General features: G+C 67.5%; 25 protein-coding genes. 14 read left to right on the top strand and 11 right to left on the bottom strand.

The features are described 5' to 3' along the window. Positions 1 to 196 precede the first annotated feature (196 nt). Positions 197 to 394 (bottom strand): DUF1737 domain-containing protein, encoded by a 198-nt coding sequence (locus ACH438_RS08550; protein ID WP_397002740.1) that lies wholly within the window; start codon positions 392 to 394, stop codon positions 197 to 199. Between the two features lie 215 nt (positions 395 to 609). Here ACH438_RS08550 and ACH438_RS08545 point away from each other — a divergent pair, with 215 nt between their 5' ends. From ACH438_RS08545 to coaD, 3 genes are all read left to right on the top strand, one after another. Beyond that, entirely contained in the window at positions 610 to 4,014 is a 3,405-nt protein-coding gene (locus ACH438_RS08545) for a pyruvate carboxylase (protein WP_397002738.1), read from the top strand. A gap of 61 nt (positions 4,015 to 4,075) precedes the next feature. Continuing rightward, positions 4,076 to 4,636, top strand: a complete 561-nt coding sequence (gene rsmD, locus ACH438_RS08540; protein ID WP_397002736.1) for a 16S rRNA (guanine(966)-N(2))-methyltransferase RsmD — start codon at positions 4,076 to 4,078, stop codon at positions 4,634 to 4,636. A gap of 22 nt (positions 4,637 to 4,658) precedes the next feature. Further along, positions 4,659 to 5,144 (top strand): pantetheine-phosphate adenylyltransferase, encoded by a 486-nt coding sequence (gene coaD, locus ACH438_RS08535; protein WP_397002734.1) that lies wholly within the window; start codon positions 4,659 to 4,661, stop codon positions 5,142 to 5,144. A 34-nt stretch (positions 5,145 to 5,178) separates the two neighbouring features. Here coaD and ACH438_RS08530 read toward each other — a convergent pair whose 3' ends face one another. Together ACH438_RS08530 and ACH438_RS08525 are read right to left on the bottom strand one after the other, a co-directional pair. Further along, a complete protein-coding gene (locus ACH438_RS08530; RefSeq protein ID WP_397002732.1) occupies positions 5,179 to 5,982 on the bottom strand; it encodes a hypothetical protein in 804 nt (267 codons plus the stop codon). 401 nt (positions 5,983 to 6,383) lie between these two features. Continuing rightward, positions 6,384 to 6,893 (bottom strand): GtrA family protein, encoded by a 510-nt coding sequence (locus tag ACH438_RS08525; protein ID WP_397002730.1) that lies wholly within the window; start codon positions 6,891 to 6,893, stop codon positions 6,384 to 6,386. 231 nt (positions 6,894 to 7,124) lie between these two features. Here ACH438_RS08525 and ACH438_RS08520 point away from each other — a divergent pair, with 231 nt between their 5' ends. The 6 genes from ACH438_RS08520 (at position 7,125) to ACH438_RS08495 (ending at position 11,250) form a co-directional block, all read left to right on the top strand. Further along, the gene (locus ACH438_RS08520; protein WP_397002728.1) at positions 7,125 to 7,916 is read left to right on the top strand and encodes a DivIVA domain-containing protein; all 792 of its coding nucleotides are present in this window, start codon (positions 7,125 to 7,127) and stop codon (positions 7,914 to 7,916) included. Between the two features lie 81 nt (positions 7,917 to 7,997). Then, positions 7,998 to 8,660 carry a YceD family protein gene (locus tag ACH438_RS08515; RefSeq protein WP_397002726.1) on the top strand — a complete coding sequence of 221 codons (663 nt, stop codon included), beginning with the start codon at positions 7,998 to 8,000 and terminating at the stop codon, positions 8,658 to 8,660. A gap of 2 nt (positions 8,661 to 8,662) precedes the next feature. Beyond that, positions 8,663 to 8,845, top strand: coding sequence for a 50S ribosomal protein L32 (gene rpmF / locus ACH438_RS08510; protein WP_397002724.1), 183 nt, complete (start codon positions 8,663 to 8,665; stop codon positions 8,843 to 8,845). A 20-nt stretch (positions 8,846 to 8,865) separates the two neighbouring features. Continuing rightward, entirely contained in the window at positions 8,866 to 9,642 is a 777-nt protein-coding gene (gene rnc / locus ACH438_RS08505) for a ribonuclease III (RefSeq protein ID WP_397002722.1), read from the top strand. A gap of 6 nt (positions 9,643 to 9,648) precedes the next feature. Beyond that, on the top strand, positions 9,649 to 10,506 hold the full coding sequence (gene mutM / locus ACH438_RS08500) for a bifunctional DNA-formamidopyrimidine glycosylase/DNA-(apurinic or apyrimidinic site) lyase (RefSeq protein WP_397002720.1): 858 nt from the start codon (positions 9,649 to 9,651) through the stop codon (positions 10,504 to 10,506). Positions 10,507 to 10,665: 159 nt separating this feature from the next. Then, positions 10,666 to 11,250, top strand: a complete 585-nt coding sequence (locus ACH438_RS08495) for a dihydrofolate reductase family protein (protein WP_397002718.1) — start codon at positions 10,666 to 10,668, stop codon at positions 11,248 to 11,250. A 15-nt stretch (positions 11,251 to 11,265) separates the two neighbouring features. On the opposite strand, the gene ACH438_RS08490 is transcribed toward ACH438_RS08495, so the two are convergent. From ACH438_RS08490 to ACH438_RS08470, 5 genes are all read right to left on the bottom strand, one after another. After that, positions 11,266 to 12,429 carry a glutathionylspermidine synthase family protein gene (locus tag ACH438_RS08490; RefSeq protein ID WP_397002716.1) on the bottom strand — a complete coding sequence of 388 codons (1,164 nt, stop codon included), beginning with the start codon at positions 12,427 to 12,429 and terminating at the stop codon, positions 11,266 to 11,268. Beyond that, complete coding sequence (locus ACH438_RS08485) at positions 12,429 to 13,784, bottom strand: hypothetical protein (RefSeq protein ID WP_397002714.1); 1,356 nt, start codon at positions 13,782 to 13,784, stop codon at positions 12,429 to 12,431. The genes ACH438_RS08490 and ACH438_RS08485 overlap by 1 nt, the downstream gene beginning before the upstream one ends. 27 nt (positions 13,785 to 13,811) lie before the next feature. Then, on the bottom strand, positions 13,812 to 14,093 hold the full coding sequence (locus tag ACH438_RS08480; protein WP_397002712.1) for an acylphosphatase: 282 nt from the start codon (positions 14,091 to 14,093) through the stop codon (positions 13,812 to 13,814). Beyond that, positions 14,090 to 14,554 (bottom strand): OsmC family protein, encoded by a 465-nt coding sequence (locus ACH438_RS08475; RefSeq protein WP_397002710.1) that lies wholly within the window; start codon positions 14,552 to 14,554, stop codon positions 14,090 to 14,092. The genes ACH438_RS08480 and ACH438_RS08475 overlap by 4 nt, the downstream gene beginning before the upstream one ends. An 82-nt stretch (positions 14,555 to 14,636) precedes the next feature. Next, positions 14,637 to 15,296: an HAD family hydrolase gene (locus ACH438_RS08470; RefSeq protein ID WP_397002708.1), complete on the bottom strand. Its 660-nt coding sequence runs from the start codon at positions 15,294 to 15,296 to the stop codon at positions 14,637 to 14,639. Positions 15,297 to 15,421: 125 nt separating this feature from the next. On the opposite strand from ACH438_RS08470, the gene ACH438_RS08465 reads away from it, so the two are divergent. Beyond that, positions 15,422 to 16,615: a cytochrome P450 gene (locus ACH438_RS08465; RefSeq protein ID WP_397002705.1), complete on the top strand. Its 1,194-nt coding sequence runs from the start codon at positions 15,422 to 15,424 to the stop codon at positions 16,613 to 16,615. A gap of 7 nt (positions 16,616 to 16,622) precedes the next feature. Here ACH438_RS08465 and ACH438_RS08460 read toward each other — a convergent pair whose 3' ends face one another. The 3 genes from ACH438_RS08460 to ACH438_RS08450 are packed head-to-tail and all read right to left on the bottom strand — an operon-like array spanning position 16,623 to position 19,986. Beyond that, complete coding sequence (locus ACH438_RS08460) at positions 16,623 to 17,327, bottom strand: response regulator (protein ID WP_397002703.1); 705 nt, start codon at positions 17,325 to 17,327, stop codon at positions 16,623 to 16,625. After that, positions 17,324 to 19,837: an ATP-binding protein gene (locus ACH438_RS08455; RefSeq protein ID WP_397002701.1), complete on the bottom strand. Its 2,514-nt coding sequence runs from the start codon at positions 19,835 to 19,837 to the stop codon at positions 17,324 to 17,326. Before ACH438_RS08455 ends, ACH438_RS08460 begins: the two co-directional genes overlap by 4 nt. Then, complete coding sequence (locus ACH438_RS08450; RefSeq protein ID WP_397002699.1) at positions 19,834 to 19,986, bottom strand: hypothetical protein; 153 nt, start codon at positions 19,984 to 19,986, stop codon at positions 19,834 to 19,836. The genes ACH438_RS08455 and ACH438_RS08450 overlap by 4 nt, the downstream gene beginning before the upstream one ends. A gap of 383 nt (positions 19,987 to 20,369) precedes the next feature. On the opposite strand from ACH438_RS08450, the gene kdpF reads away from it, so the two are divergent. From kdpF to ACH438_RS08430, 4 genes are read left to right on the top strand one after another with little or no spacing between them, the layout of a single operon-like run. Then, a complete protein-coding gene (gene kdpF / locus ACH438_RS08445; protein WP_397003699.1) occupies positions 20,370 to 20,456 on the top strand; it encodes a K(+)-transporting ATPase subunit F in 87 nt (28 codons plus the stop codon). Then, positions 20,457 to 22,133 carry a potassium-transporting ATPase subunit KdpA gene (gene kdpA / locus ACH438_RS08440; protein WP_397002697.1) on the top strand — a complete coding sequence of 559 codons (1,677 nt, stop codon included), beginning with the start codon at positions 20,457 to 20,459 and terminating at the stop codon, positions 22,131 to 22,133. It abuts the gene before it with no gap. Next, the gene (kdpB, locus tag ACH438_RS08435; protein WP_397002695.1) at positions 22,130 to 24,280 is read left to right on the top strand and encodes a potassium-transporting ATPase subunit KdpB; all 2,151 of its coding nucleotides are present in this window, start codon (positions 22,130 to 22,132) and stop codon (positions 24,278 to 24,280) included. Before kdpA ends, kdpB begins: the two co-directional genes overlap by 4 nt. Beyond that, positions 24,280 to 25,227: a potassium-transporting ATPase subunit C gene (locus tag ACH438_RS08430; protein ID WP_397002693.1), complete on the top strand. Its 948-nt coding sequence runs from the start codon at positions 24,280 to 24,282 to the stop codon at positions 25,225 to 25,227. Before kdpB ends, ACH438_RS08430 begins: the two co-directional genes overlap by 1 nt. Positions 25,228 to 25,259: the final 32 nt, after the last annotated feature.

The following is a 25,259-nucleotide window of genomic DNA, read 5'->3' as shown; positions in this document are numbered from 1 at the left end:
GGACTCGCCGCGATTTCCCCGATTCTCCGAGGCACTCGCCGGTCCGGTGTATCTGCGTAGCATGCGAATTCGGTGCTACGGGCGGCTCTGCGCGCGAGTACTCATCGTACGTGTACCCACTCGGCGGCGCGGCTGAACCATATCCGGAATGTTTGCCCACGGCACCCCGAACCGAATGCGCCTGGAGTTCGCCGGCTCACGCCTCCCGGATCCGGGCCGATCGATCGTCCAGGACCACCGCCTGCGCTGCGATCACATCGGTGCCGTCGAAGGTGACCGCCGGCGAACCGTACAAGCGATACCCCTGTTCCAGCAATGCGCTGATCCGCTCGCAGAAGGTGGCGTCGTCCGGTCCGGTGATGAGGCGGTACCGCAGGGGCTGCTCTTGGGTCATGCGCCCAGCCTAGGCGGCGGTGATCCCGCGGCCGCGGTGCCGGTGCGCTGCTTAGCAACTCGGCCAATCGGCGAGCGTCCGGAACACAAGCCTCACCGGCAGGCATGTGTCCGAGTGATTAACACAAATTCGCAATCCGGGCGGCGGCTCTGTGAAGATTCCTGAGAACGGGATTCGGTGCCCGTTCCGTATCCGGAGGCAGGTACCTTAGGCGAATGTTCTCCAAAGTCCTGGTCGCCAACCGCGGCGAGATCGCCATTCGCGCCTTCCGCGCGGCGTATGAGCTCGGCACCGGAACAGTCGCGGTGTTCCCGTACGAGGACCGCAACTCCGTCCACCGGCTCAAGGCCGACGAGGCGTACCAGATCGGCACCCCCGGACACCCCGTCCGGGCCTACCTGTCGATCGAGGAGATCATCAAGGCCGCCAAGAGCGCCGGAGCCGACGCCATCTACCCCGGATACGGCTTCCTCTCCGAGAACCCGGACCTCGCCGCCGCCTGCGCGAGCGAAGGCATCACCTTCATCGGACCGTCCGCGCACGTCCTCGAACTCACCGGCAACAAGGCGCGCGCCATCGCCGCCGCCAAGGCCGCCGGACTCCCGGTGCTGAACTCCAGCGCACCCTCCGCCGACGTCGACGAACTGCTCGCCGCCGCGGCGAACATGGAATTCCCCGTCTTCGTGAAGGCCGTCGCCGGCGGCGGCGGGCGCGGCATGCGGCGGGTCGCGGATCGGGCACAGCTGCGCGAAGCCATCGAAGCCGCCGCGCGGGAAGCGGAGTCCGCCTTCGGTGACGCGACCGTGTTCCTCGAGCAGGCCGTGATCAACCCGCGCCACATCGAAGTGCAGATCCTCGCCGATCAGCAGGGCAATGTGATCCACCTCTACGAGCGCGACTGCTCGTTGCAGCGGCGGCATCAGAAAGTCATCGAACTCGCGCCCGCCCCGAACCTGGATCCCGCACTGCGCGACCGCATCTGCGCCGACGCCGTGGCCTTCGCCGAGGAGATCGGCTACAGCTGCGCGGGCACCGTCGAATTCCTGCTCGACGAGCGCGGCAAGCACGTCTTCATCGAGATGAATCCGCGAATCCAGGTGGAGCACACGGTCACCGAGGAGATCACCGATGTCGACCTGGTGCAGTCCCAGATGCGCATCGCCGCCGGCGAGACGCTGGAAGACCTCGGGCTGAGCCAGGATTCGATCCAGATCCGCGGCGCCGCACTGCAATGCCGCATCACCACCGAGGACCCCGCCAACGGCTTCCGGCCCGACACCGGCCGCATCACCGGCTACCGCTCCCCGGGCGGCGCCGGCGTCCGCCTCGACGGCGGCGCGAACGTCGGTGCGGAGGTCGGCGCCTACTTCGACTCCATGCTGGTCAAGCTCACCTGCCGCGGACGCGACTTCCGCACCGCCATCGCCCGGGCGCGCCGGTCCGTCGCCGAATTCCGGATCCGTGGCGTGACGACCAATATCCCGTTCCTGCTCGCGGTGCTGGACGACCCGGACTTCCGCGCGGGACACGTGAACACCTCGTTCATCGAAGAGCGGCCGCAACTGCTCACGCTCAAGAGCTCCGCCGACCGCGGCACCAAGATCCTGCAGTACCTCGCGGACGTCACCGTGAACAAGCCGCACGGATCAAGGCCCACCAAGCTGTACCCGCACGACAAGCTGCCCGCCCTCGACATGACCGTGCCACCGCCCGCCGGATCACGGCAGAAGCTGCTGGAACTCGGACCCGAAGGGTTCGCGCAATGGCTGCGCAACCGGGAAGGCGTGGCCGTCACCGACACCACCTTCCGTGACGCGCACCAGTCGCTGCTCGCCACCCGCGTGCGCACCAACGGCCTGCTCGACGTGGCCGGGCATGTGGCGCGGATGACGCCGGAACTGCTGTCCATCGAATGCTGGGGCGGCGCGACCTACGACGTCGCACTGCGATTCCTGTTCGAGGATCCGTGGGAGCGGCTCGCCGCGCTGCGCGAGGCCGTGCCGAACATCAACCTGCAGATGCTTTTGCGGGGCCGCAACACCGTCGGCTACACCCCCTACCCGGAAAAGGTCACGCGCGCTTTCGTTTCCGAAGCCACCGCCACCGGTATCGACATCTTCCGCATCTTCGACGCCCTCAACAATGTCGACCAGATGCGGCCCGCCATCGACGCGGTGCGGGAAACCGGTACAGCTTTGGCCGAAGTCGCCATGAGCTACACCGGCGATCTCTCCAACCCGGACGAGAACCTCTACACGCTCGACTACTACCTCAAGCTCGCCGAGGAGATCGTCGACGCCGGGGCGCACATCATCGGCATCAAGGACATGGCCGGACTGCTGCGCGCACCGGCCGCGCACACACTGGTCACCGCGCTGCGGCGGGAATTCGATCTGCCCGTGCACGTCCACACCCACGACACCCCCGGCGGACAGCTGGCCACCTACCTCGCCGCATGGCAGGCCGGAGCCGACGCAGTCGACGGCGCATCGGCGCCCATGGCGGGCACCACTTCTCAGCCCGCGCTCTCGGCAATCGTTGCGGCAGCGGCCAATTCGCCGTATGACACCGGCTTGAACCTGCAGAACGTGTGCGATCTCGAGCCGTACTGGGAAGCGCTGCGAAAGGTGTACGGGCCCTTCGAATCCGGGCTGCCCGGCCCCACCGGTCGCGTCTACCACCACGAGATCCCGGGTGGCCAGCTGTCGAACCTGCGTCAGCAGGCCATCGCCCTCGGCCTCGGTGACCAGTTCGAGGAAGTCGAAGCCAAATACGCTGCGGCCGACCGGCTCCTGGGCCGCCTGGTCAAGGTCACCCCCTCCTCCAAGGTGGTCGGCGACCTCGCGCTCGCACTGGTCGGCACCGGCGTGGACGTGGAGGACTTCGCCGCCGATCCGGCGCGCTACGACATCCCGGATTCCGTAATCGGTTTCCTCCGTGGCGAACTCGGCACGCCCGCCGGTGGCTGGCCCGAGCCCTTCCGCAGTCGCGCCCTCGCCGGCCGCGGGCCCGCCAAGCCGGAAACCCAGCTCACCGCCGACGACGAAGCGGGCCTCAACGGTTCGTCCGACGAACGCCGCGCCACCCTCAACCGGCTGCTGTTCCCCGGCCCCACCGCCGAATTCCTCGCGCACCGCGAGAAGTTCGGCGACACCACCGGACTGTCCGCGAACCAGTTCTTCTACGGCCTGCGCCACGACGAGGAACACCACGTCCAGCTGGAGAAGGGCGTCATCCTCCTCATCGGCCTGGAAGCCATCTCCGAGCCCGACGAGCGCGGCATGCGCACCGTGATGTGCATCCTCAACGGCCAGCTGCGACCCGTCGCCGTCCGCGACCGCTCCATCTCCAGCGAGGTCCCCACCGCCGAGAAGGCCGACAAGACCAACCCCGGCCACATCGCCGCGCCGTTCGCGGGCGTCGTCACTCTCGCGGTCTCCGAAGGCGATTCGGTCTCGGCGGGCGACACCATCGGCACCATCGAGGCGATGAAGATGGAAGCCGCCATCACCGCGCCCCGCGGCGGCACCGTCCGCCGCGTGGCCATCTCCAAGGTCCAGCAGGTGGAAGGCGGCGACCTGCTGGTCGACGTCAACCTCACGGAGGCCGCGGCCGAATGACCGCTGCCCCACGCCTATCCGCGGCCCGGTCCACCCCGGGCCGCGGGACGGCGGTCATCCGATGACCCGCATCGTCGCCGGAACGGCCGGCGGCCGTCGCCTACGGGTGCCGCCCGCCGGCACCCGCCCGACCTCCGATCGCGTGCGCGAGGCGCTGTTCAGTGTGCTGCACGCGCGCATGGACTTCGACGGTGTGCGGGTGCTGGACCTCTACGCGGGGTCGGGCGCGCTCGGCCTGGAAGCCTTGTCGCGCGGCGCATCCCACGCGCTGCTCGTCGAATCCGACAAGAAGGCCGCGGCGATCATCCGCGGCAATATCGGCGACCTCGGCTTGCCCGGTGCGGAATTGCGGCCGGGCGCGGTGGCGAGCGTGCTCGCCGGGCCCCCGCCCGAGCGCTACGACCTCATCTTCTCCGATCCGCCCTACGCCCTCGACATCACCGATGTCCTCGGCGATCTCCGCGCCCTGGTGTCCGGCAATTGGCTGCACGAGGGTGCGATCGTGGTGGTGGAACGGTCCATCCGATCGCCCGAACTGTCCTGGCCCCCGGAGTTTTCCGCGCTGAAGTCGCGCACGTACGGCGAGACCCGGATCGACCTGGCCGAGTACGAACCGGTCTGACGCGCCCTGCTAGCGTTCGACCATGGCTGGAGCACTGTGCCCCGGGTCGTTCGACCCGGTGACCAATGGACATGTCGACATCTTCGCGCGGGCGGCGGCGCAATTCGACGAGGTCGTCGTCACGGTCGTGGTGAATCCCAACAAGCAGGGCATGTTCACCATCGACGAGCGGATGGAGATGATCCGTGAGGTGACGGCGCACCTGCCCAATGTGCGGGTCGAATCCTGGCGCGGACTGCTGGTCGACTTCGCCAAGCAGGAGGGCCTCACCGCCATCGTCAAGGGCCTGCGCGACAGCAACGACTTCGGCTACGAACTGCAGATGGCGCAGATGAACCGGAAGCTCACCGGCGTCGACACCTTCTTCATCGCCACCAACCCCGCCTACGGCTTCGTCTCCAGCTCCCTGGTCAAGGAGGTCGCGGCCTACGGCGGCGATATCGCCGACCTGCTACCGCCCACGGTCCACAAGCGCCTCCTCGCCCGCCTGGCCGAACGCAAGAACTGAACCCGGACCCACCCGCGCGGCCGGGCGCCTTGCCTCATTCGACCTCCGATCGCAGCCGCACGATCCGGACCCGGCGGGCATCCGGCGCCGTCGCGGGCTCGATACGCCCATCGGGCCGCAGCGCCCGCCGCCGGGACAGGGCCGCGCGCAATCGCCGCCCCACCCGATCATGGACGAGATCGTCCCAGGTCCACCGCACCACCTCGAAACCCAAGGCGCGCAGGTAGTTCTCCCGGATCTGCTCCCGATGCACGGCGGCCGCCACATCCTGCCCCGGCCCGAGCAGCCGGCCGTGCCGGATGGGCCCGTCGAACTCGCACAACACCCCCTCCGCCGCGTAATAGAAATCCACCCGCGCCACGAACCGCCCATCCGGCGTCAGCACATTCCCCTGCGAGCGGGGGAGCGGCAGCCCGTGCCGCCGGATCATGATGCGGCTCAACGACTCCCCGATACTCTGACTGCGCCCGTCGATCAGCTCCACCACCCGCCGAGCCTGCACAATTCCGTGCCGCCCAGCCGCCCCCGCAAGCTCCCGCGCCAGCTCATCCCCGGCGATCCCGAAGGCCCCCGCCAGCGCATCGCCCGCCACCACCGCCGCATCGACCGGCAGCGTGAGCGCCAGATCGACGATGGTCCGCGCCGGCGCCGTCACCAGCAGCCCCTCCACCTCGGCCGCCGAATCCAGTGGCGACCCATGCACTTTCGTCAACGCCCGCACCCGGCCGCCACCCCGCCGATTCCGCGTCACACACACCCGCTCCAACGGCGTCCGCCACAATGTGGTCCCGTACACCACCGCCGCCGACTGATGACTGACCACCGTCTGCTCACTCATTTCGGCCACTACAACATCGATGAGCTGCCGATGCCCCTCCCGCCGCCCCGCTGCGGAGGCGGCTTCCGATGTTCCGGGCCCGCCGTGTCCGGTGATCTTCCGCAGTGCGGAACCGTGTGCCGCACACTGCCTTCCGGTCCGGCTCGCAGGCGCACCGCCCGCCCGCGTGCTCATTCCGACTCCGGGCGCGGGCGTGAGCGGTGGGTGGGATGGAAGCAGGGGGTGGGGTGGTGGGGGAGATGCGGGGGTTTCGGGCCTGGCGTATTCCGGCGTCGCCCAAGGCATCCGCGCCGTTGCTCCATGTCGGGGCCCCTTTCGTCGTTGGTTGCCCGGTTTGACGCAGACACGACGAAGGCGGTTCCGGTGACATACCGGAACCGCCCGAACGGAATTCGCAGGGGTCAGAAGACCCAGAGACGGAGGGTGAGGAAGCGGAGAGTGCCGACGGCGGCTGTGATTATCACCACCGCAATGGCTTCCGCTATATCGTCGAGGCCGGGCGCGGCCACCGTGAGCAGTGCCAGTGCACCCGAGCTGATGGCCAGGCCGGCCAGCGCCAGGGCGCCGCCCTCCACTTGTGCCGTGTACCAGCGCACCCGGTCGGCCGCATTGAAGGTGAGGCGCCGGTGCAGCTCGTTGGCCACCGCGGTGCTCACGATCGAGCCGATCAGATTGGCCACCTGCGGGCCGTCGCCGTGCAAGGCCAGGAAGAGCAGAACATAGCCGACATTGCTAAGCCCGCCGACCAGGGCGAAGCGAATCAGCTGCGCCAGTACGTGTTCGCTACGAAGCCATTCACCGATACGTGCGAGCCGCCGAGTCACCGTGTACCGCACAACGTCGTAGACATACGCGGTCGCGAACCCGGGTACGGGTACGACAGCCCGCTCCTGGACATCGAGGACAGCCATTGTCTTTCCCATCGAACAGGTCGAGCGCGCGCACAGGGTCACCGCCGCGGCTCGACACTTTCCTGCTGTATGAATTTAACATCAACTGGAGGGGTTTCCTCCACTTGATTTTGTGGGATGGGAAACAGTGCGCGACACGCCGTGTCGGACCTTGTTGACAGCGCGAAGGCAGGCAGACTGGCGGAAGCGGAGTGTCCAGCCGTGAGTCCTGGCAGGAGAGTGGGGTAGCACATGTACCGGGTATTCGAAGCGCTCGACGAACTCGTGGCCATCATCGAAGAGGCGCGCGGCATTCCACCGACCCGCAACTGCATCGTCCCGCGGGGTGAGGTTCTCGAACTCCTCGACGACGTCCGCGAGGCCCTCCCCGGCGAACTCGACGACGCCCAGGACGTGCTCGACCACCGCGACAAGATCGTCACCGACGCCCGCGTCGGCGCCGAGACCACGGTGCAGACCGCCAACGAACAGGCCCACCACACAGTCACTTCCGCACGTGACGAAGCCGACCGCATCCTCGCCGACGCCAAGGCGCACGCCGACCGCATGGTCGCCGAGGCCCGCGCCCACGCCGACCACCTGGTCGCCTCCGCCGAGGCCGAAGCCGAACGTGTTGTGGCCGACGGCAATCAGGAATACGAGACGGTCACCGCCCGCGCCCGCGCCGAGGCCGACCGCGCCGTCGCCGCGGGCCAGGCCTCCTACGACCGCTCGGTCGCGGACGGCAAGGCCGAACAGGAACGCCTCGTCTCCGCCACCGAGGTGGTCCGCGCCGCGCACACCGAATCGGCCCGCCTCATCGACACCGCCCAATCCGACTCCGACCGCCTCCGGCAGGAATGCGACGACTACGTCGACGGCAAACTCGCCGACTTCGAGGAAACCCTGCACAGCACCCTCCGCATCGTCGGCCGCGGCCGCCACCAGGTGCGCAGCGGCTCGAGCGTCCCGGACTACGCCTCCGAGTTCCGCCCCGAGAGCAGTTCGGGTTTCCGCCCCGAGAGCTCGGGTTTCCGCCGCTGAACCGGCCGTTTGGGACTCTGTGCACGCTTCGGTATTGTTGAGTGGTTGCCCATTCCACCCCGAACGTGAGTGAGTCCTTCCATGCCTGCCCAATCCGGTAAAGCCGCGCGTCCTCGTCGCCAGACGATCGACGCGGGTTTCCTGCTGGACACCCGCAGTCTCGGACGCAAACCCGGATCGCTGCGTACGGTGCATCGCGCCTACGCCGTCCCGGACAAGATCGGTCTCGACATGGTCGGCATCCCCGCCGGCGCCGAGATCGAGATGGATCTCACAATGCAGTCGGTCTCCGAGGGCGTGCTCGTCATGGGCACCGTCACCGCGCCGATCGCAGGCGAATGCGGGCGCTGCCTCGAATCGTTCCCCGACGAGATCGAACTGCAGCTCACCGAACTCTTCGCCTACCCGGACAGCGCCACCGAGCAGACCACCGAGGAAGACGAGATCCACCGCCTGGTCGACGACATGATCGACCTGGAACCGGTGATCCACGACGCCGTCGGCCTGGAGCTCCCGCTGCAGCCGCTGTGTGAACCGGACTGTGCCGGACTCTGCCCGGAATGCGGCGTACGGATGGCGATTGCGGGTTCCGACCATGGTCATGAGATACTTGACCCTCGCTGGGCCGGGCTCGCGAATTTCGCTGTCACCGACGGTACTGCCGTCGATAGTTCCAGCCCTGGTACCGGTGCCGATGGCACCGTACCGACCCCGTCAGCCGAAACTGATTCAGAGGAGAAGTAGTCGTGGCCGTTCCGAAGCGCCGGATGTCCCGTAGCAACACCCACTCGCGGCGCAGCCAGTGGAAGGCCACCGCGCCGACCCTGATCACCTGCCCGAACCGGGCTTGTGGCCAGAAGACCCTGCCCCACATCGCCTGCCCGTCCTGCGGCACCTACAAGGGCCGTCAGGTCACCTCGGCGATCTGATTTCGCCGATTCTGCCGACCGTGACCGCCAGCAAGGACGCGGCGGACCTTCCCGCCGTGGGCGCCAGCGCCGACCACGCCAGCCTGCTCGAGGCACTCGGCGTGGACGTACAACCGGATTTGTTGCGCTTGGCGCTGACACACCGGTCGTACGCCTACGAGAACGGTGGGCTCCCCACCAACGAGCGCCTCGAATTCCTGGGTGACTCGGTGCTGGGCCTGAGCATCACCGAACGCCTGTACCTGGAGCACCCGGACAAGTCCGAGGGCGAACTCGCGAAACTTCGTGCGAGCGTGGTCAATATGCACGCGCTCGCCGAAGTCGCGCGTGGTCTCGGCGCGGGCGGCCTCGGCCGGCACCTGCTGCTCGGCAAGGGCGAAGAGCTCACCGGCGGCCGGGACAAGCCGAGCATCCTCGCCGACGGCATGGAATCGCTGCTCGGCGCCGTGCATCTCGAGCACGGCATCGACACGGCACGCGGCGTGGTGCTGCGCCTGTTCGCGGCACTGCTCGAACGCGGACCCCGCATGGGGGCCGGACTGGACTGGAAGACCAGCCTCCAGGAGCTGACCGCCGAACGCGGCATCGGCGTGCCCAGCTACGAGATCACCTCCACCGGACCCGACCACGACAAGGAGTTCACCGCCACCGCGGTGATCGGCGGGAAGGGTTACGGCCAGGGGGTGGGCCGCTCCAAGAAGGAAGCGGAACAGAAGGCCGCCGGCGCGGCGTACCAGGCGTTGAACGCCGAACACGCCGCCGCGGACAAGGCCGACGGTACCGCGCCGAAGAGCTAGGGCGTCATGCCTGAACTTCCCGAGGTCGAAGTCGTACGGCGCGGGCTCGCCGAACATGTGGTGGGCCGCGTCGTCGACAATGTGACCGTCAAACATCCGCGCTCGGTACGGCGGCACGCGTTCGGCGCGGAAGACCTCGCCGGCCGGCTCACCGGACTGCGCGTCGACTCCGCGCAGCGGCGCGGCAAATTCCTGTGGCTCACCTTCGACGAGCCCGATACCGCCCTCGTCGTGCACCTCGGCATGAGCGGGCAGATGCTGGTCCAGCCCGCCGACGCGCCGCTGGAGAAGCACGCGCACATCATCGCCACCCTGGACTCCGGCGCCGAACTCCGGTTCGTGGATCAGCGGACCTTCGGGGGCTGGCAGGTCTCCGATCTGGTCGAGGTGGACGGGACGCTCGTGCCCGAACCCGTCGCGCACATCGCGCGCGATCCGATGGATCCGCTCTTCGACCCGGATCGGGTCGTGCAGAAGCTGCGTGGCAAGCAGTCCGAGATCAAGCGGCTGCTGCTGGATCAGACCGTCGTGTCCGGGGTCGGCAATATCTACGCCGACGAGGCGCTGTGGCGGGCCAGACTGCACGGTGAACGGGTATCGGCCAAGCTGACCAAGCCCGCGCTGCAGAGTCTGCTCACCGAGACCCAGGCCGTCATGGGTGAGGCGTTGCAGGCCGGTGGGACCTCTTTCGACGCGCTGTACGTGAACGTGAACGGTCAATCCGGGTATTTCGAGCGGTCGCTCAATGCCTACGGCCGCGAGGACGAACCGTGCCGGCGCTGCGGTGCGCTCATGCGCCGGGAGAAGTTCATGAATCGTTCGTCCTTCTCCTGCCCGCGCTGCCAGCCCCGCCCGCGCGGCTGAAAAACCCCGTCCGACCGGCTGACGAGCCGTGCCACCGACCGCACCGTCGCTGCCGAACCGCGGTGCGCGGGGTGCGAAGTCGAGTCGAGCCTCCCTATCGAAGGCTTTGAGGCGCTACCTTTTTGACAGCGGCATGTGTGGTGCCGGCTGGAGGAACGAATGCGCAAACTGACCTACTACGTCTCGGCCACCATCGATGGGTTCATCGCCACCGAGGACGGCTCGGTGGACTTCTTCCCCGTCGGGGGCGATCACAGCCCCGCGATCATCGCCCAGTACCCCGAAACCCTGCCCACCAAGGTGCGCCAGGTATTCGGGCTGGACCGGAAACCGTGCCAGAACTTCGACACCGTCGTCATGGGCCGCAAGACCCACGACTTCGGCGTGCGCACCGGCACCTCGAGCCCCTACGCGCACCTACGACAGTTCGTGGTGTCCCGCACGCTGCCCGAAGCGCCGGATCCGGATGTCGAACTCATCGACGGGGATCCGCTCGCCCGCATCCGGGAACTGAAGCGGGAGAAGGGACTCGGCATCTGGCTGTGCGGCGGCGGGGAACTCGCGCAGACGCTGCTACCCGAGATCGATCAGATCCTGCTCAAGCTGTACCCGATCGTGCTCGGCACCGGACGCCCGCTGTTCGGCGCCGGCGCCGCCCTGCCCGAGCCCACGCGATTCCGGGTGCTCACCAGCCGCGTCTTCGAAGACGGTGTGGCGTTCATCAAATACAGCCGGGTGCGCTGAAACCTGTTGCGGGCCCTACTGCGGAATGCGGTGGGGCACGAAGGTCGAGGTGTCGTCGGTGATCAGGCCGACCGTTTCGCGGATGCCCAAGCCGGCGGAGGTGTCGCCGACGATCCAGGCGCCCAGCACCGGGCGCATACCGTCGAATTCCGGTAGCGGGTCCAGCAATTGGTAGACGTAGCCTTCCTCGCCGTAGACGCCGCCGGTCGCGGTCTCCATGCCCGCGCCGACGATCGTCATGTTCGCGCCCTCACGGCCGAGCTTGGGCTTGCGAATGTATTCGGTGAGTTCGTGCGGGTCGTCGAGGTAGGCGGGCAACAGGTTCGGGTGGCCGGGGTACATCTCCCACAGCACCGCGAGGATCGCCTTGTTGGACAGCAACGACTTCCACAGCGGCTCGATCCACATGGTCTGCGGGAGCGACCTCACCACGCGCTGGCCGAACTCGTCGTCCAGCGCCCACTCCCACGGGTACAGCTTGAAGAGGGCCTCGATGGGGGCCTCGGCGAGATCGACGAAACGGTCCAGCTCCGTGTCGAATCCGACATCCTCGATGGGGAGGGCCACCGTGTCGAAGCCGGCCTCGGCGGCGGTCTCCTGCATGTAGGCGGTGGTGACATTGTCCTCACCGGAGGAGTCCGCGCCCGACCAGCTGAAGTGCAGGCGTGACGTGGGGAGCGCCTCACGCATCTCACCCCAGCGCTCGACCAGCTTCTCGTGCAACGAGTTCCACTGATCGTCGTCCGGGTGGGTGTCGGTGAGCCAGTGCCACTGCACGATTGCCGCCTCCAGTAGGGAGGTGGGGGTATCGGCGTTGTACTCCAGCAGTTTCGCGGGGCCGCGGCCGTCGTATCGCAGGTCGAAGCGGCCGTAGATGTGCGGATCCGAACGCTTCCAGGAGTTGGCGACGTGCTCCCAGGTCCATTGCGGCAGACCGAAATCCGCGAAACGCTCGGTCACGATGACCTGTTCGACGGCGTGCAGGCACATCGTGTGCAGCACCTCGACCTGCGCCTCCATGGCGAGGATCTCGTCCATGTCGAACTCGTAGTGCACCGATTCGTCCCAGTACGGCCGGGGCTGACCGTTGGCGTCCATGCCCGGTGACCCGTAGACCAGGCCTTGGCTCTCGATGATCCGCTGCCAGCCCGGTCGCGGGGCGCTGCGCACTCGACGCACTAGGAACCTCCGTGAAGCCGCGCGCCCAGTCCGCCGCGCTGAATCGTGCTGCCGCTCTTGGTCTTGATGGTCGCGCCGCTCGGCGCGGAGATGGAACCGCCGGTCGGCGCGTGGCCGATGCTGCCGGTGCCGCCGTAGTAGTAGCGGTAGGAGTGACCCGCCAGGAAGAAGAAGCCCGGATTGATGCCGCTGCCGTGGTTCTCCGCGTCCGAACAGTAGTTGTCCGGGACGACGATCTCCTGATTGTCCGACGTCGCGGTCACGGTCTGGCCATTGCCGATCGGCACCTGCTCACCCTGCTTGGCGACCACCGTGCAATACGCGGTCACCTCGGGCCCGTTCCACGCGTCGTACGCCAGATACCCGGCCCCCACCAGCGCGGCCACACCCACAATGGCGCCACCACCGATGAGCAGCTTCTTCCGATTCCGCCGCTTCGTCTCAGCAGCCTCGGCCTCCGCCAGCGCCTGCTCCTCGGCCCGCTTCCGCGCCTTCTCCCGAGCCCGCGCCTCCGCCACCGTAGGCGGCCGCGGCCGCGTGACCCCCGCCTCCTGCACCTCGATCTTCCCGCGCCGCGGCGGAGCATCCTCCACGCCGGGCATCGCATTCGCGGATTCGACTGTGGGAACAGGCATCTCGAACGCCGGCGGATACCCCAGCGGCGGCACCCCGAGATGATGCGGCGCCTCGCTACCGGGCCCGCCGTGCTCCGCCGGATTGTCCTGCGCCGCACCGAACATGGGCGTCCCGAACCCGCCAGCCGGTGTGCCGAACCCACTACCGGGTAGGTCAGGCTCCGCACCACTCGGATACGCGAGCGTCGGCTGGTACCCACCGGCCCTCGGCGATTCCTCGGCGAACGGGTTGGTCAACTGCGGTCCGCCGAAAGCGAGATCGCCGCTCCCGGCACTCGGCCCCTCGTGGCCCGCGGCCTCACCGAACGGCAGCGTCGGATGAGTGCCGGACGGCGGCGCACCGAACTGCGCTGCGGGCGTGGACGGTTCCCGCCCAAACGGGGTGGTCGCCTGCGGGCCGGTTCGTGGTGTGCCGGAATGGCTCTCACCCGCCGGAGAATCCTGTGCTGCAGCCGCACCGAACGGCAGGGGCGGCTGCTGGTCCGCGGGTAGTGCTCCGAATTCGCCACCGGGCGCGGGGGATATCGGCGATTGCCACTCGAAGGGCGTAGTCGGTTGGGGGTTCGTCGAGGGCGTGCCGCGGGTGGTCGAATCGTCTTCGGCGGGTGCGGGTTCGCCCGGGGTGGGGTGGGGCGGTGGGGTGTGGGGGTAGGCCGATTCGCCCGGGTGGGGGGTGTTCGGGGCGTCGCCGGGTGCGCCGTTGGGGTGGTCACTGGACATGGTGCGACTCCCTGGACTGTGTGCGCACTATCGTTCTTCGAATCCTGACATGCCGCCCTGGGCGGCACTCCAGTCTTCCACCACCAGGTTTACCCGTCCCGGTGATTCCCCGGAACGTAGCAGTTCCAGGAGCTTCGCGCAGCGGTCGCGCGGGCCCTCCGCGATGACGTGGACGCGGCCGTCACGGTGGTTGCGGGCATAGCCGGTGAGGGCGAGTTCCAGGGCGCGGGAGCGGGTCCACCAGCGGAAGCCGACGCCCTGGACGTCACCGTGCACCCAGGCGCTGAGACGAGCCTGGTCAGCGGTCATTCGTCGACGGTGAAGGTCAGGTTGACGGTGGTGCCGGCCTTGAGGGTGCGGCCCACCGTGCACACCTTGTCGATGGCGCGCTGCGCGGCCACCAGCAGGCGCTCCCGCGCGTCCTTGTCGAGTTCGCTGAGGTCGAGCTCGAACTGCTCGGTGAGTTCCGGATAGACCTCGTTCTCGCGGTCGGCGTCGCCGGAGACCCGCACGGTCGAGTCGAAGTCGTCGCCGAGCCGGCGGGACAGCGTGAAATCGGCGCTCAGGCCGGTGCAGCCCGCGAGGGCGATCTTCAGCAACTCGCCGGGCGTGAAGGCGCCGGGCACGCCCGCGGAGGCGATGAGCACCTCGCCGCCACGATTGTTGCGCCCGATGTAGGCCCGGGTCCCGGTGCGCTCGGCCCACAGTTCGACCGGCTGATCGGCCGTCGCGGGAACAGTGGGCTGGGGTGCGGCGGTCTGCTCGGACATGTCTAGATCCTCCCATTGGCTCCGGATGTGGCTGCCGTGGGTACGGAACGCGGATTGGATCAGCGGAATTCCGCCACCGGGCTCACAGGCCCGCCACGACCTCCGGTGTGACGGAGGTCAATCCGCCCGTGGCCACGAAAGCGGCGAGGGCCAGCGCGTCGGCGGCGGGCGGGTACTTGGGATGCGGGACCGCGATGACCGTCATGCCCGCGGCGTGCGCCGCGCGCAGGCCGTTGCTAGAATCCTCGATGGCCACGCACTGTTCCGGGCCGATGCCCAGTCCGGCCGCGGCGGCCAGGTAGCCGTCCGGCGCGGGCTTGCCGCGTTCCACTTCCTCGGTGGAGACCGTCGCCTTGAACAGGTCGGTGACGCCCATGTGATCGAGCACGACATCGATGAGCCGGCGCGGCGACGAGCTGGCCAGTCCGAGGGTGTAGCGGGCCGCGAACGTCCGCACGGTCTCGACCGCGCCGGGCATCAGCGGCAGGTGATCGGCGTACCGGGCGGCCATGCGGGAGATGACATCGTCGGCCACCTCGGCGGGCGTGCGGCGGCCGTCCAGCAGATCGGTGCTGAGGTACTCGGCCCATTCGGCGGTGCTCATGCCCATGAGCCGGTCCTGGGTGTCGGCGAGCCAGCGGCCGTGCAGTTCGCCGATGTAGGCGCGCCGCACCTCCTCCCAGATGGGCTCGGTGTCGATGAGTACGCCGTCCATGTCGAAAACGATTGCCGCAACAGCCATGTGCACCATCCTCTCGTGCCGGTGTCCACTGGTTGGGATCACCCCGCCGAACGGCGCCGGGAACCCCGCATCCTGGGTAGCGTCCAATCAAAAGACATGCCGTCTAGTGAATAACGAGGTGACCCGTGAGCGCGGTCATGGACATCTACGATCCGGGGCTCTACGTGGACGGCCCGATCCACGAGATCTTCACCGAGCTGCGGCAAACCAGGCCGGTGTACTGGCAGGACATGCCCGGCGAACCCGGCTACTGGGCGATTCTCACACACGCCGATCTCGCGCACGTGGCGCGGAATCCGCATTTGTTCTCCGCCGAACGCGAGGGCGTGATCCTGGAGAACCAGCCCCCGGAACGACTCGAGCAGACCCGCAACATGCTGCTCATGATGGATCCCCCGCGGCACACCGAATACCGCCGCCCGCTCGCCGAGCACTTCAAGGCGCGCGTGGTCGGCGAGATGGAGGACCGCGTAAGGGAATTGACCCGCGCCCTGCTCGACGGCGTCGACGGCGACGTCGAGTTCGTGCACGATGTGGCGGGCGTACTCCCCAGCCAGGTGGTGGGCGGCCTGTTCGGAATCCCCGCGCAGGACTGGCCGAGCCTGCGGCGGTGGGCGGAACAGTCCACCAGCCAGCAGGATCCGGAACTCGTCGGCGATTTCGACGTGCAGGCAGAGCTGACCAATATGGCCATCTACGCCATCCAGTTCAGCATGCGGCGGCGGGCGGTCGCGCCGCAGGCGGATCTCACCTCGCTGATCCTGGCCGGGAACTTCGGCGGAAAAGCCATGTCGGACTTGGAGTTCGGCAGCTTCTTCACCCAGCTGGTGACGGCGGGCAACGACACCACCAGGACCATGCTGTCCTCGGGATTGCAACTGCTGCTGCAACATCCGGAGCAGCTGGCCGCCCTGCGAGCCGATCCGAGCCTGATTCCCGGTGCGGTGGAAGAGATCCTGCGGTTCGCGAACCCGCTGCACTACTTCCGCCGCACCGCCACCGCCGACACCGAGATCCGCGGCGTCCCGATCAAAGCGGGCGACAAGGTGGCCATGTGGTACACCTCGGCGAACCGGGACGAGGGGGTGTTCGCCGACTCGCAGCGCTTCGATATCCGGCGCAACCCCAACCCGCACTTGTCCTTCGGATTGGCGCAGCACTTCTGCCTGGGCGTGCATCTGGCCCGGCTGGAGGGGCGGGTGTTCTTCGAGGAACTGCTCGCGCGCTTCCCGCGCATCGAGCAGACCGGTGACGCCCGCCGTATCCGATCCAATCTGAACAACGGCCTGAAGTCGTTGCCCCTGCGCCTGACCCGCTGAGAACGGGTCAGGACTGGAAGCGGTAGCCCATGCCGGCCTCGGTCAGCAGATGCTTGGGCTGTGACGGATCGTCCTCGAGTTTGCGCCGCAACTGCGCGAGATAGACGCGCAGATAATGGGTTTCGGTGGCGTAGGACGGTCCCCACACCTCACGCAGCAGCTCGCGGCGGCCGACGAGCTTGCCGCGATTGCGGACCAGCATCTCCAGCACACCCCATTCGGTGGGGGTGAGGTGCACGTCGTGGCCGTGCCGGGTGACCTTCTTGGCGGCCAGATCCACTGTGAAGGATGCGGTTTCGATCACCGGTTCGGCGGTGTCGGCGGCGGTGCCGGCCGAACGGCGGACCGCGGCGCGCAGGCGGGCCAGCAGTTCGTCCATGCCGAAGGGTTTGGTGACGTAGTCGTCGGCGCCCGCGTCGAGGGCCTCCACCTTGTCGGAGGAGTCGGTGCGGGCGGACAGCACGATGACCGGTGCGGTGGACCAGCCGCGCAGGCCCTGCAGCACCTCGATGCCGTCCATATCGGGCAGGCCGAGGTCGAGGACCACGACATCGGGGTGTTTCTCGGCTGCCGCACGCAATGCCGCGGCCCCGTTGGACGCGGTGGTCACCTCGTAGCCGCGGACCGACAGATTGATGCGCAGGGCGCGCAGAATCTGTGGTTCGTCATCGACCACCAGGACTTTCGTCGGCGCCGGCGCCGTGTTGGTCACTCGTTCTCCTGTTCATCGCCTGCAGTCGGATCGCCTGCGGGTAGATCGATCACCATTGTCAACCCTCCGCCGGGGGTGGGTTCGGCGTGGACGGTCCCGCCCATGGCGTCCACGAAACCGCGGACCACGGACAGGCCCAGGCCGACGCCGGTGGAATTATCGCGGTCGCCGAGCCGCTGGAACGGCTCGAACAACTGATCCTCCAGGCCGGTCGGTACGCCCGGTCCCGAGTCAACCACGGTGATGGCCACTCGCTTCCCGATACGCTCCGCCGTGACCCGTACGGGTGTGTCGGTGGGGGAGTACCGCACCGCATTGTCGATGAGATTGGCCAGAACGCGTTCCAGCAGGCCGGGATCCGCCCGCACCGCGGTCGTGCCCACCTCGACCTTCACCCGGTCGATGGCCACCCGGCGCAGTCCGCGCGTGCCCATGCCCATCAGCGCATGATGCACCACCTCGTCGAGGTAGATCTTGCGGTTCTGCGGTTTGATCACCCCGACCGCGAGCCGCGAGGAATCGAGCAGATTGCCGACCAGCGCGGTCAGCTGATCCACCGACTCCTCGATGGTCTCCAGCAGTTCGGCCGTGTCCTCGGGCGAGAATTCCACATCGTCGCTGCGCAGACTGGAGGCCGCCGCCTTGGCCGCGGCCAGCGGGGTGCGCAGGTCGTGGCTGACCGCCGACAGCAGCGCCCGCCGCAGCTTGTCCGCCTCCATGACGGCGCTGGCCGCGCTCGCCTCTTCCTGTAGCTGTTTCTGATGGACCAGGCCCGCGGCCTGATTGGCGACCGCGCCGAGCACGAGGCGGTCTCCGGAGGCGAGTGGACGACCCTTGAACAGCAGCCAGTGCATATCGTCGCCTGCTTCCAGAGCGGTTTCGGCGTCGGCAACCTTGGTCGGCGGGTGTTCGCCGACCGTGGCAATGACCTCGTCATCGGTGACCAGCGCGACCGCGTCCTGGTTGTAGGTCTCGCGGGCACGTTCCAGCAGATCGGGCAGGTCGGCGCCGTGCAGCACCGAACCGGCGAACAGCGTCAGCAGTTCGGCCTGGCGAGAAGCCTTGCGCGCCTCGCGTGTTCGTTTCGCGGCCACATCCACCAGTGCCGCCACCGCGACCGCCACCACCAGCAGCACCACGATGGTGAGGAAGTTGTCGAGCTGGGCGATGGTGAGGCTGTAGCGCGGACTGGTGAAGAACCAGTTGAGCAGCAACCCGGACAGCAGGGCCGACAGCGCGGCCGGGGCGACGCCACCGAACAGCGCCACCACGAGGACGCCGATGAAGAACAACGCGGACTCGCCGCTCAGATCCAGCCAGCGGTCCAGCCAGAAATAGGTGACCAGGCAGACCAGCGACGGCACCACGATCGCCGCCGACCAGGACCGCAGCTGGCGTTCCCGATGGGTGAGGGCCGACCAGCGGAAACTCTGCTTGGCCTCCTCGTGGGTCACCATGTGCACGTCGATCTTGCCGGACTCCTGCACCACGGTCGCGCCGATGCCCTCGTCGAGCATGCGCGCCCAGCGGGAACGCCGCGAGGTGCCGAGCACCAGCTGGGTGGCGTTCACCTGGCGGGCGAAGTCCAGCAGGGTGCCGGGGACGTCCTCACCGGTGATGGTGTGCAGGCTGGCGTCGAGGCTGGTGGCCAGGTCGCGCAGCCGGTTCAGGCGTTGCGTGGAGACGCCGGCCAGCCCGTCGCCGCGCACGATGTGCACCACGATCAGTTCGGCGCTGGATTTGGCGGCGATGCGGCTGGCGCGGCGGACGATGGTCTCGGATTCCGGGCCGCCGGTGACGGCCACGACCACGCGTTCGCGGGCCTCCCACGTGGCCGTGATCTTGTGGTCCGCACGGTATTTCGCGAGCGCGGCATCCACCTGATCGGCCAGCCACAGCAGCGCGAGCTCGCGCAGTGCGGTGAGATTGCCGGGGCGGAAGTAGTTGCGCAGTGCCGCGTCGACCTTGTCGGCGGCGTACACGTTGCCGTGGGAGAGCCTGCGGCGCAACGCTTCCGGGGTGATGTCGACCAGCTCGACCTGATCGGCGGAGCGAACCACCCAGTCCGGCACGGTTTCCCGCTGCACGATCCCGGTGATCTGCTCGACCACGTCGTTGAGGCTCTCCAGATGCTGCACGTTCACGGTGGACACCACGTCGATGCCCGCGTCGAGCAGTTCCTGTACGTCCTGCCAGCGCTTTTCATGCTTGCTGCCCGGCGCGTTGGTGTGCGCGAGCTCGTCCACGAGCACGACGGCGGGGCGGCGGCGCAGGACGGCGTCCACATCGAGTTCCGGCAGTGTGGTGCCGCGGTATTCGAGCATCTTCGGCGGGATCCGTTCGATCCCGCCCAGCATCTCCGCGGTCTTGGAGCGGCCGTGCGTCTCCACCACCGCGGCCACGACATCGCGCCCGCGTTCGAGCCGGCGACGTGCTTCGGAGAGCATCGCGAAGGTTTTGCCCACACCGGGGGCAGCGCCGAGGTAGATGCGTAGTTGGCCGCGTTTCACTCGTCCATCATTGCGTGTCGGGTGCGTTCGATCGGCCGGGCCGCGCGAACGGCACTACGATTTCCCCCGGACGTGGCCATGGCCCGCAGGCACAGTGCGGCGCCGAGGAAGCCGAGGATCACCATCAGGGTGACGGCGAGGTCCGGCAAGGTCGTCTCCTTAACTCGAATGTGTGGCCGAGGGCCCGGCCGGCTGCGGATAGGTTCGGCCGGGCCCTCCTCTGTCTACCGTCGGAGCTGCTGAAACGGCTCGCACTGACGATTTCTATACGGGTCGGCCGGTGGATGTTGACAGCATCTGTGCGCCACGCCACGGGCCCCTGTAAGCAGGCCGTCAATGCGCACGTCTGCGACGCTAAGAAGCCGTAAAGGACCTCGATCCCAGTCAAACCGGGCGCTTGACTCACTCCCGGCGCATCTCGAATGCGTCTTGAAAGAGGAAGGTTTCGAGAAATGTCCGTCGTGGTGTTCACATTGCTGACCGTGGCGATCTTCGCCCTGTTCGGCTTGATCCAACGCGGGGTGGAGAAGCTGTGACTCAGAACATTGTCGGTCTGGTCCTGGCTATCGGCATCGCTGTCTACCTGGTCGCGGCTCTGCTGTATCCGGAGAGGTTCTAGGTGAGCACCACTACCGCAGGGATCATCTTCGCTGTATCCCTGATCGTCGCGCTTGCCCTGGTACACGTCCCGCTGGGCGATTACATGTACCGGGTTTACAGCAGCGAGAAGCATTCCCGGGCCGAGAAGGGCATCTACAAGCTCATCGGCGTCCAGCCCGGTGTCGAAATGACCTGGGCCGTCTACGCACGCAGCGTGCTCGCCTTCTCGGCGGTCAGCGTGCTGTTCCTCTTCTTCCTGCAGCTGATCCAGGGTCATTTGCCTTGGCATCTCAACGATCCCGGCACCAAGATGACCGCGGATCTGGCGTGGAACACCGCGATCAGCTTCGTCACCAACACCAACTGGCAGAACTATGCCGGTGAGTCGACGATGGGCCATGTCGTGCAGGCCATGGGCCTGACCGTGCAGAACTTCGTGTCGGCCGCCGTCGGCATTGCCGTCGCCGTCGCGCTGGTGCGTGGTTTCGCCCGCCGGCACACCGGCGAACTCGGCAACTTCTGGGTGGATCTGGTGAGGGGAACCATCCGCATCCTGCTGCCGATGTCGATCATCTTCGCCGTCGTGCTCGTCGCGGGCGGCGTGATCGAGAACCTGCACGTCTACGACCAGGTCGCGACCACGGTCGGCAATACGGGCAAGCAGACCCTGCCGGGCGGGCCCGTGGCCAGCCAGGAAGTCATCAAGCTGCTCGGCACCAACGGTGGCGGCTTCTACAACGTGAACTCGGCGCACCCGTTCGAGAACCCGACCGCGTGGACCAACTGGCTGGAGATCTTCCTGCTGCTGGTCATCAGCTTCTCGCTGCCGCGCACCTTCGGCCGCATGGTCGGCTCGAAGAAGCAGGGCGCTGCGATCGCGGCCGTCATGGCCTCGCTGGCGATCCTCAGCTGCACGCTGATGAACCTCTTCCAGTTGCAGCATCACGGCACCGTGCCCAGTGCCATCGGCGCGTCCATGGAAGGCGTGGAAACCCGCTTCGGCGTATCGAATTCGGCGACCTTCGCCACCGCGACCACACTTACCTCGACCGGTGCGGTGGACTCGGCGCACGACTCGTACACGAGCCTCGGCGGCATGATGACCATGTTCAACATGCAGCTCGGTGAGGTCGCGCCCGGCGGTACCGGCTCGGGCCTGTACGGCATGCTGATCCTCGCGGTCATCACGGTGTTCATCGCCGGCCTCATGGTCGGCCGCACCCCGGAATACCTGGGCAAGAAGATCACGCCGAAGGAGATCAAGCTCGCCGCTTCGTATTTCCTGGTGACGCCGCTGATCGTGCTGACCGGCACCGCGATCGCGATGGCGCTGCCCGGAGAACGGGCCGGCATGGCCAATACGGGGGCGCACGGTCTGTCGGAAGTGTTGTACGCCTTCACTTCCGCGGCCAACAACAACGGTTCGGCGTTCGCCGGTCTGTCGGGAAACACGGTGTGGTGGAACACCGCGCTCGGCCTGGCCATGGTGTTCGGCCGCTTCATCCCCATGATCTTCGTGCTGGCCCTGGCGGGTTCGCTTGCGCAGCAAGGCTTCACGCCGGCCTCCGAGGGCACGCTGCCGACGCATCGGCCGCAGTTCGTGGGCATGGTCGCGGGTGTGACGATCATTCTCGTCGCGCTCACCTTCCTGCCCATGCTGGCGCTCGGCCCGCTCGCTGAAGGAATCCACTCATGACCACTCCCACCCTCGATTCGGCTCCGGTAGCCGAGACGCACGCCGGCTCCAAGGGGCGCGTGGCGAGCGGACTGTTCGACCCCAAGATGCTCCTGAAGTCCCTGCCGGACGCCTTCAAGAAACTGGATCCGCGCACCCTGTGGCGCAATCCGGTGATGTTGATCGTCGAGATCGGCGCCGTGTGGACCACCATCCTGGCGATCACGCATCCGACGTTCTTCGCCTGGGCGATCGTCGTATGGCTGTGGCTGACAGTGCTTTTCGCGAACCTGGCGGAGGCGGTCGCCGAGGGGCGCGGCAAGGCGCAGGCCGACGCGCTGCGCAAGGCCAAGACTGACACCGTCGCGCGGCGGCTGGTGGACTGGTCGCCGGGCGCGCGCGTGGTCGAGGAGAGCGTTCCGGCTCCGGAACTGCGGCGCGGCGACTTCGTGGTGGTCGAGGCCGGACAGGTCATTCCGGGTGACGGTGACGTCGTGGAAGGCATTGCCTCCGTGGACGAATCGGCCATCACCGGTGAGTCAGCGCCCGTCATCCGCGAATCCGGCGGTGACCGCTCGGCCGTGACCGGCGGCACCACGGTGCTGTCCGACCGGGTCGTCGTCAAGATCACGCAGGAGCCGGGCGGCTCGTTCATCGACAAGATGATCGCGCTCGTCGAAGGCGCCTCGCGGCAGAAGACCCCGAACGAGATCGCGCTCAACATCCTGCTGGCCGCGCTGACGATCATCTTCGTCTTCGCGGTGGCGACGCTGCAGCCGCTGGCCATCTTCGCCAAGGCCAACAACCCCGGCGTCGCCGACAACCTGGCGCTGGATCTGAACGGCGTCACCGGCATCGTCATGGTGTCACTGCTGGTGTGCCTCATTCCGACCACCATCGGCGCGCTGCTGTCGGCGATCGGTATCGCCGGCATGGACCGCCTGGTGCAGCGCAATGTGCTGGCCATGTCCGGTCGTGCCGTCGAGGCGGCCGGCGACGTGAACACCCTGCTGCTGGACAAGACCGGCACCATCACTCTCGGCAACCGCCAGGCTTCGGACTTCGTGCCGATGCCGGGTGTCACCCCCGACGAGATGGCCGATGCCGCACAGCTTTCCAGCCTCGCGGACGAGACTCCCGAGGGTCGTTCCATCGTGGTGTACGCCAAGACGGCATTCGGCAAGCGGGAACGCACACCGGGTGAACTGACCGGCGCCACCTGGGTGGAGTTCACCGCTCAGACCCGCATGTCGGGCGTGGACCTCTCCGATGGTCACCAGTTGCGCAAGGGTGCGGCCAGCGCCGTCACCGACTGGGTGCGGTCGCAGGGCGGGGAGATCCCGGAAGCGGTCGGCGTGACCGTGGACGGCATCTCGGCATCCGGCGGCACCCCGCTGGTGGTGGCCGAGGTGCGGAACGGAAAGGCCAAGCTGCTCGGCGTCATCCACCTGAAGGACGTCGTCAAGCAGGGCATGCGGGAGCGCTTCGACGAGATGCGCAAGATGGGCATCCGCACCGTCATGATCACCGGCGACAACCCGTTGACCGCCAAGGCGATCGCGGACGAGGCCGGCGTGGACGACTTCCTCGCGGAGGCGACTCCCGAGGACAAGCTCGCGCTGATCAAAAAGGAACAGGCCGGCGGCCGCATGGTCGCCATGACCGGTGACGGCACCAATGACGCGCCCGCGCTCGCGCAGGCCGATGTGGGTGTCGCCATGAACACCGGTACATCGGCGGCCAAGGAAGCCGGCAACATGGTCGACCTGGATTCCGACCCGACCAAGCTGATCGAGATCGTCGAGATCGGTAAGCAGTTGCTGATCACGCGTGGTGCGCTCACCACGTTCTCGATCGCCAACGACATCGCCAAGTACTTCGCGATCATTCCCGCGTTGTTCGTGTCGATCTTCCCGGGCCTGGATGTCCTGAACATCATGCGACTGCACTCCCCGCAGTCGGCGATCCTGTCCGCGGTGATCTTCAACGCGGTCGTCATCGTGGCATTGATCCCGCTGTCGTTGCGCGGCGTGAACTACCGTCCGTCGAGCGCGTCGAAACTGTTGAGCCGCAACCTGTACATCTACGGCATCGGCGGCATCGTCGCGCCGTTCATCGGGATCAAGCTCATCGACCTGATCATTCAATTCTTCCCGGGGATGTCGTAATGCGTATGTCAACCTGGATCCGTCAGCACATCGCGGCGCTGCGCGCACTGCTGGTGCTCACGGTGATCACCGGAATCATCTATCCGGCTGTGGTCCTGGGTATCTCGCAGATTCCCGGACTGAAGGACAAGGCCGACGGCTCGCTGATCACCAAGGACGGCAAGCTGGTCGGTTCCAGCCTGATCGGTCAGGCCTTCACCGACGGCAAGGGCAACGCGCTGGTGCAGTACTTCCAGACGCGGCCGTCGAACTCGGCGCCTTCGGATGGCAGCATCCCGGACGGCTACGACCCGACCAACTCCTCCTTCGGCAATATGGGCCCGGAGTCCATCGTGGACACCCTGGACCCCGCCGACCCGAAGAAGGACAAGCAGGCCCTGCTGAGCACGGTGTGCTCGCGCAGCCTGGCGGTTGCCACGCTGGAAGGTGTGGACGGCCACCGGCCGTTCTGCACCGGCGGCAGCCCGACCGACTCGGCCAGTGTCGGTTCGGTGCTGGCGGTCATCGGCCCGCGTGACGCGCACGGCAATGTCGAGCACCCGACCAAGGTGATCAGCGTCAACGAGGCCTGCTCGACCGATCCGAAGAACCCGACCAAGCCGTTCCAGCAGGCCTACCAGGGCGTCACGGTGGAATGCGCCCAGCGCGGCGTGGACTACTCCGACGGCCAGATCGTCCCGATCCGCGGCGACGCCTCGGTCGACACCGCGGTGCCGACCGATGCGGTGACCGCCTCGGGTTCGGGCCTGGATCCGCAGATCTCGCCGGCGTACGCGGCCATCCAGGTGGCCCGGGTCGCCAAGGCGCGCGGCGTTTCCGACGATCAGATCAAAGCGATGGTCGACTCCCACACCACGGGCCGGGCTCTCGGCTTCATGGGTGAGAAGACGGTCAATGTGGTTCAGCTGAACTACGACCTCGACAGCAAGTACCCGTTCAAGGGCTAGTTTCCCGCGAGCGAACCGGGCCCCGGCCACTC

Origin of the sequence: Nocardia sp. NPDC020380, from assembly GCF_044386975.1 — a bacterium.
In the GTDB taxonomy this organism is placed as follows: domain Bacteria; phylum Actinomycetota; class Actinomycetes; order Mycobacteriales; family Mycobacteriaceae; genus Nocardia.
The sequence above is the reverse complement of the archived record's forward strand: the minus strand, read 5'-3'. Positions and strand labels throughout refer to the sequence as shown.

Bases quoted from the DNA above. Each gene is read 5' to 3' on its own strand.
- rsmD (WP_397002736.1), top strand. From the start codon at position 4,076: ATGACCCGCATCGTCGCCGGAACGGCCGGCGGCCGTCGCCTACGGGTG.
- ACH438_RS08470 (WP_397002708.1), bottom strand. From the start codon at position 15,296: ATGGCTGTTGCGGCAATCGTTTTCGACATGGACGGCGTACTCATCGAC.
- ACH438_RS08495 (WP_397002718.1), top strand. From the start codon at position 10,666: ATGCGCAAACTGACCTACTACGTCTCGGCCACCATCGATGGGTTCATC.
- kdpB (WP_397002695.1), top strand. From the start codon at position 22,130: ATGACCACTCCCACCCTCGATTCGGCTCCGGTAGCCGAGACGCACGCC.
- ACH438_RS08515 (WP_397002726.1), top strand. From the start codon at position 7,998: ATGCCTGCCCAATCCGGTAAAGCCGCGCGTCCTCGTCGCCAGACGATC.
- ACH438_RS08485 (WP_397002714.1), bottom strand. From the start codon at position 13,784: ATGTCCAGTGACCACCCCAACGGCGCACCCGGCGACGCCCCGAACACC.
- ACH438_RS08430 (WP_397002693.1), top strand. From the start codon at position 24,280: ATGCGTATGTCAACCTGGATCCGTCAGCACATCGCGGCGCTGCGCGCA.
- ACH438_RS08525 (WP_397002730.1), bottom strand. From the start codon at position 6,893: ATGGCTGTCCTCGATGTCCAGGAGCGGGCTGTCGTACCCGTACCCGGG.
- ACH438_RS08475 (WP_397002710.1), bottom strand. From the start codon at position 14,554: ATGTCCGAGCAGACCGCCGCACCCCAGCCCACTGTTCCCGCGACGGCC.
- coaD (WP_397002734.1), top strand. From the start codon at position 4,659: ATGGCTGGAGCACTGTGCCCCGGGTCGTTCGACCCGGTGACCAATGGA.
- ACH438_RS08550 (WP_397002740.1), bottom strand. From the start codon at position 394: ATGACCCAAGAGCAGCCCCTGCGGTACCGCCTCATCACCGGACCGGAC.
- ACH438_RS08530 (WP_397002732.1), bottom strand. From the start codon at position 5,982: ATGAGTGAGCAGACGGTGGTCAGTCATCAGTCGGCGGCGGTGGTGTAC.
- ACH438_RS08545 (WP_397002738.1), top strand. From the start codon at position 610: ATGTTCTCCAAAGTCCTGGTCGCCAACCGCGGCGAGATCGCCATTCGC.
- ACH438_RS08480 (WP_397002712.1), bottom strand. From the start codon at position 14,093: ATGACCGCTGACCAGGCTCGTCTCAGCGCCTGGGTGCACGGTGACGTC.
- mutM (WP_397002720.1), top strand. From the start codon at position 9,649: ATGCCTGAACTTCCCGAGGTCGAAGTCGTACGGCGCGGGCTCGCCGAA.
- ACH438_RS08520 (WP_397002728.1), top strand. From the start codon at position 7,125: ATGTACCGGGTATTCGAAGCGCTCGACGAACTCGTGGCCATCATCGAA.